Annotated in this window: 6 protein-coding genes; all 6 read right to left on the bottom strand. The window is 62.3% G+C overall.

Translation table 11 applies throughout. The features are described 5' to 3' along the window. Positions 1-971 (bottom strand): BMP family ABC transporter substrate-binding protein (locus J0I64_RS03830; RefSeq protein WP_291406288.1); only part of this gene is annotated, 971 nt, incomplete at its 3' end. 55 nt (positions 972-1,026) lie between these two features. After that, a complete protein-coding gene (locus J0I64_RS03825) occupies positions 1,027-1,950 on the bottom strand; it encodes an ABC transporter permease (protein WP_291406287.1) in 924 nt (307 codons plus the stop codon). Continuing rightward, positions 1,950-3,032, bottom strand: a complete 1,083-nt coding sequence (locus J0I64_RS03820) for an ABC transporter permease (RefSeq protein ID WP_291406286.1) — start codon at positions 3,030-3,032, stop codon at positions 1,950-1,952. The genes J0I64_RS03825 and J0I64_RS03820 overlap by 1 nt, the downstream gene beginning before the upstream one ends. After that, positions 3,016-4,548, bottom strand: coding sequence for an ABC transporter ATP-binding protein (locus J0I64_RS03815; RefSeq protein WP_291406289.1), 1,533 nt, complete (start codon positions 4,546-4,548; stop codon positions 3,016-3,018). The genes J0I64_RS03820 and J0I64_RS03815 overlap by 17 nt, the downstream gene beginning before the upstream one ends. A 1-nt stretch (position 4,549) precedes the next feature. Then, entirely contained in the window at positions 4,550-5,410 is an 861-nt protein-coding gene (gene xdhC, locus J0I64_RS03810; RefSeq protein ID WP_291406285.1) for a xanthine dehydrogenase accessory protein XdhC, read from the bottom strand. Positions 5,411-5,570: 160 nt separating this feature from the next. Continuing rightward, positions 5,571-5,982, bottom strand: a 412-nt coding sequence (locus tag J0I64_RS03805) for a molybdopterin cofactor-binding domain-containing protein (RefSeq protein WP_291406284.1), incomplete at its 5' end; no start/stop codon positions are given.

Here is a 5,982-nt window from a genome sequence, read left to right as displayed (position 1 = left end):
CCAGCGTGCATCCGACGCTGCGCGAGCTGGTCACCATCCTGAAGGGCCGCTCCGGCGTGGACATCAACGCCGCCAACCCGTTCCTGGAGGCCATGGTGGCCACCGCGGTGAAGTTGCAGCGCGTGCGCGCCTCCTCCGCCGTGTTTGCCGGCAAGCACGGCTTCAGCCGAAGCCAGGTAGTGCGGACCCCAGTGGTCGATGATGGCGGTCAGCTGGGTTTCCGGAGCAAAGGCCGACATGTCGGCGCCCTGGCCGAAACCGCCGATGATGCCGCGCTCGGCGGCAACCTGCAGGGCAGCCGGGCCGTCGGTGTGCTGGGCAATGATATCGATGCCCTGATCGATCATGGCGCGAGCCGCGTCAGCTTCCTTGGCCGGATCGTTCCAGGTCGAGATATAGACCGGCTTGATCGTGAACTCGGGATTGACCTTGCGCGCAGCGAGCACGAACGAGTTGATGCCCATGACCACTTCCGGGATCGGGAAGGAACCGATGTAACCGGCCTTGGCAGTCTTGGACATGTGGCCCGCGACGGTGCCGCAAACAGCACGGCCTTCGTAGAAGCGAGCGTTATAGAGGCCGATATTCGGGCCGCTCATATAGCCGGTGGCGTGCTCGAAGGCGATGTCGGGGAACTGTGCCGCAACCTTGACCACAGAGTCGCCGAAGCCGAAGCTGGTTGCGAAAATCAGCTGGCAGCCCTGCTGAGCCAGTTCACGCAGAACGCGTTCGCAGTCCGGACCTTCCGGCACGTTCTCGACGAAGATGGTCTCGACCTTGTCGCCGAGCTTTTCTTCGACGTAGAGGCGGCCCTGATTATGGGCATAGTTGTAGCCGTTGTCATTGATCGAACCGACATAGATGAAGCCGATCTTGATCTTCTCGAGCTGCGCAAAAGCGCGCGAACCCAAGAGCGGCAGCGCTAATGCAGCACCGCCAACCTTAACGAATGTACGACGCGAAAGTGTCATATGATGTTTCTCCTGACTGACGTTCCTCGATTGAGACGCTCGTTCCAGTGTCGTCTCAATTAGCGGGCAAGAACGGCTTGCCAAGGCAAGCCGGTGCATTCGTTGACGCATCGCGGCGGAGCGAAATCAGCACCAGTACCGCGACGGTTGCGATATAGGGCAAGGCGGCCCAGAGTTCGGACGGCACCGCGCTAAGCGGCCCGCTGCCGGCCTTCGCATAAAGCTCCATGGTCATCACCAGACCAAAGAGATAGGCCCCGCCGAGCAGGCGGAACGGTTTCCACGAGGCGAAAACAACGAGCGCCACGGCGATCCAACCGCGGCCAGCCGTCATGCGTTCGGCCCATTGCGGGGTCAGCAGCAGCGGGAAACAGGCCCCGGCAATGCCGGCCATGGCGCCACCGAACATCACGGCCATATAGCGTACCCCGATCACGGAATAGCCGATGGAATGCGCGGATTGGTCATTCTCGCCCACGGCGCGCAGGATCAGGCCGGCCCGCGTCTTGTGCAGGAAATACCAGATAGCCACGACCATGATGAAGGAGAAATAGACCGGAAAGGAATAGCCGAAGATCACGCGTGCAATCGGATGCGCCGACAGATCAGATGGAAACAGCGGCTGCATCAGGCTGACCGGCCGCGCCGAATAGGACGAGCCCGCCAGCGCCGAAAAACCGGTGCCGAAGATAGTGAGCGCAAGGCCAGTCGCCGTCTGATTGGCCGAAAGCGACAGCGTGAGAAAACCGAAGATCAGCGAAGCGGCCATGCCCGCTGCCGCGCCGCATAGTAGCGCCAGATAGGGATTGCCGGTGTGGAACTGCACAACGAAGCCGGCAATGGCCCCGATCAGCATCATGCCTTCGACACCCAGATTGAGCACACCAGAGCGCTCAACCACGAGTTCTCCCAGCGCGGCAATCAGGATGGGCGTCGAAGCGCCCACCACGGTGATGATAATGGCGAGCGTCAGTTCCATTATGCAGCTCCCACCGATGGCTGCGGCGAAACGCGGCGCAGCCGATATTTGATCAGAATGTCCCCGGCCAGGAGGAAGAACAGCATCATGGCCTGGAAAATGCCGGTCGCCGCATTGGGCAGGCCGATCGTGGTCTGCGCCACCTCGCCACCCACAAACGTGATGGCAAGCACGATACCCGCAAGGATCACACCGAGCGGATTGAGCCGACCCAGGAACGCCACGATGATGGCCGTAAACCCGTAATTGGTCGGAAAGCCCGGCACCATGCGCTGGAACGGCCCTGCCACTTCAAGCACCCCGGCAAGCCCCGCCAAACCACCGCTGACCAGCATGGCCAGCCAGATCGTCTTGTTCTCGGAAAACCCGCCATAGCGCGCCGCATGCGGCGCGGCGCCAACGACGCGCATCCGATAGCCGAAGACCGAGCGTGTCATGATGAACCAGGCGATCAACCCGACGATGATGGCAATCGGCACACCCAGATGCACGATGGTGCCGGGAATGATCGTGGGAAGCCGGGCAGCTTCCGAAAAGAGCCGCGTCTGCGGAAAGCCCATGCCCATCGGGTCCTTCCACGGCGCGCGGATGAGATAGTAAATCAGCTGCACCGAGGCATAGGTGAGCATCAGGCTCGTCAGGATTTCGTTGACGTTGAGCTTGGTGCGAAGGAATGCAGGAATGGCGGCATAGGCCATGCCACCCAGAATGCCCGCCAGCACCATCAGCGGCAGAACCCACCAGCCGGTCATGCCATAGGTCAGGAGCGCAATGCCGGTGCCGGCCAAGCCGCCCATCACATACTGCCCCTCAGCACCGATGTTCCAGACATTGGCGCGATAGGCGATGGAGAGGCCCGTACCGATAATGATCAGAGGCGCCGCCTTGATGCCAAGGTCCTGCCACTTATAGGGATTGGTCAGCGGGGTCAGGAAAATCTCGCGCACCGCCCCGATGCCGTTGTAGCCAATCAGCGAGAACACCACGGCGCCCAGCACCATGGTGAGCAGCACAGCGGCAAACGGGGTTGCATAGCTCATCAGCCGCGAGGGTTCGCGGCGCTTCTCAAGCCGGAATTGCATCGGTGCCCTCCGTCGCGCCGTGAACGCCGCCCATGAGGAGGCCGATCTCTTCCACGTTGAATTCCTTCACCGGCCGCGCCTCGCTGAGACGCCCCATATTGATCACCGCCAGCGTGTCGCAAAGCGCCCGCAGTTCATCAAGGTCCTGGCTGATCACGACGATTGCCGAACCAGCCATCGACAGGTCCACCAGCGCCTGATGGATCGCCGCCGCCGCCCCCGCATCGACGCCCCATGTCGGCTGGCTCACCACCAGCACGCTCGGCTTCTGCAGGGTTTCCCGGCCCATAATGTATTTCTGCAGGTTCCCGCCAGAAAGCGAACCGGCCGTCGAAGCCGGCCCCAGCGCCTTGACGGCGAAATCGGCGATCACCCTGCCGGTATAAGTCTTTGCTGCGCCTGAATTGATCAGGCCCATCATCACCATGCCGAGCCGGTCGCGCGCCGTCAGCACGGAATTGTCCGAAAGCGTGAAGTCACCAACCGCAGCGTGTCCATTGCGCTCTTCCGGCACGGCGCAAAGCCCCTGACGGCGGCGCTCAGTCGTGTTCAGCAGGCCGATGCCAAGCCCATCGATGGTAATGGCCTCGCTATCGTCGCCGATCAACTCGCCGGAAAGCGCATCGAGCAGCGCATTCTGCCCATTGCCCGCCACACCTGCGATGCCGAGAATCTCCCCAGCCCGCACGGTGAAACTGACATTGTCGACCGGCACATCAAAATGCCCGGTCTTGCCGGTCGAGAGACGATTGACCACCAGCTTGGGCGGCCCAAACGTCCGGCCCGCAGCCTTGACGATATCCTTGAGCCCAGTGCCGATCATCTTCTCGGCCATGGAGCGGCTGGTCTCCTGCCTGGGATCGCAGGTATCGACGAGTTTCCCCGCGCGCAAAATGGTCGCCGTGTCGCACAGCGCTTTGATTTCATGCAGCTTGTGCGAAATGTAGAGGATCGAACAACCTTCGGCCGCCAGCTTGCGCAAGACCGTAAAGAGCTGGTCCACTTCCTGCGGCGTCAGCACCGAGGTCGGCTCGTCCATGATCAGCAGCTGCGGATTAAGCAGCAGGGCGCGGACGATTTCGATGCGCTGCCGCTCGCCCACCGATAGCGTCGCCACAGTCCGATGCGGATCCAGCGCCAGACCATAGGTCTCCATGACCCCGCGAATACGGCTTTCGAGTTCGCGTGAGGGGATTTTCGCGTCCATGCCCAGCGCGATGTTCTCGAGCACGGTCAGCGCCTCGAACAGCGAAAAATGCTGGAACACCATGCCGATGCCGAGCTTTCGCGCAGCCTTGGGATTGGCAACCATGACTGGCTCGTCGTTCCAGCGGATTTCGCCGGCGTCAGGCTGCATGATGCCGTAGATCATTTTGACGAGGGTGGACTTGCCGGCGCCGTTTTCGCCCAGAAGCGCGTGAATTTCACCCGGCTTCACTGCGAATGACACATGGTCATTGGCCAGAACCCCGGGGAATTGCTTGGTAATGCCGGTTAGTTCGAGCCGATTGGGCATATCAGAGTCCACTCGCCACCCCCTGTTTCCCGGGGGTGGGCGTGCGCCCGTTCGATGCTTCCCGTCCCCCAATCTGGACCATAACTTCAGCCGCCGCTAGTACCGCAATAACCGATGGTCGTTTATCCCCAAGCCCTTGCGCGCCGATCGGCAGAACCAATCGCGGCAAAAGTGCCTTGTCGCCCCCCTGCTCCACGAACCAGCTGGCGAACTTGGCACGCTTCGTCTTTGACCCAACCATACCGACATAGGGGCTGTCGAGACGGTTAAGCGCCTCGGCGGCAATAAGAAAGTCGAGCGCGTGATCATGGGTCATGATCACGAAGGCGCTTCCCCTGGGCGCCGACCGCACCACGGCCTCGGGCACGGCCACGCGGCGATGGGCAATCCCAGGCGGCAACTGGTCGAGCTCTTCCTGCCGCGTATCGATGACTTCCATCCGCACCGGCAGCAGCGCCAGCATCTGCGCCAGCACTCGCCCCACATGCCCCGCACCAAACACATAGACCTGCGGCGTCGACGCGATCTCCGCGTCGAGCCGCGCGGCATAGTCTCGGCGAATGACGGCATCGGCGTAGCGCAGCTCGACCTTCACCCGACCGCCGCAGCATTGCCCGATCTCGGGCCCCAGCGGCACATCCATGGCCTCTTCGGCCCGCCCCTCGGCAATCAGCCGCCGCGCGTGGTCGATGACCATATATTCCAGAGCCCCTCCCCCAATGGTGCCGAAGATCGCCCCCAGCGCCACCAGCATGAACGTGCCCTCCTCCCGCGGCGATGAGCCCCGGACGGATGTCAGTTCACAGGCAATGACATCGGAATTTGCAGCAAGGAAGGTTTCGAGAGTGGCGGAGGTGGTCATAGTTTCGACACCTCGCTGGCAGTGTTCACCCCCTCCCAGCCTTCCCCATCGAGGGGGAGGTGCAGGACGGTGGCCGGAACTGGATCGTGCCAAAAACTCGACGTGGCACCTCCCCCTTGATGGGGAAGGCTGGGAGGGGGTGGGGCCACAACCACCGTTCTCACCCCCGCGCCTCCTTCTTCAGCCGCTCGACACCCATCAACACCCGCTCCGGCGTCACCGGCATATCGAGCTGCGGCGCGATCTTGTAATCCGCCACTGACGCCACCGCCATGCTCAGCGCCTCGACCACCGAATAGCCCAGCACCAGCGGCGGCTCGCCCACAGCCTTGGAGCGGCCGACCGCCAGCTCCTTGTTGACGCTCCACTCGGCCAGCCGAACATTGAAGATCGGCGGCACATCGCTCGCCAGAGGGATTTTATAGGTGGACGGCGCATGCGTGCGCAGTTGGCCCTTCTGATCCCACCACAATTCCTCGGTGGTGAGCCAACCCATGCCCTGCACAAAGCCACCCTCGACCTGACCGATATCAATCGCCGGATTGAGCGAACGGCCGACATCTTCGAGCACA

This window comes from Devosia sp. (assembly GCF_017307565.1).
Lineage (GTDB): Bacteria > Pseudomonadota > Alphaproteobacteria > Rhizobiales > Devosiaceae > Devosia.
Note: the sequence above shows the minus strand (reverse complement) of the source record. Positions and strands in the feature narration are given on the sequence as shown.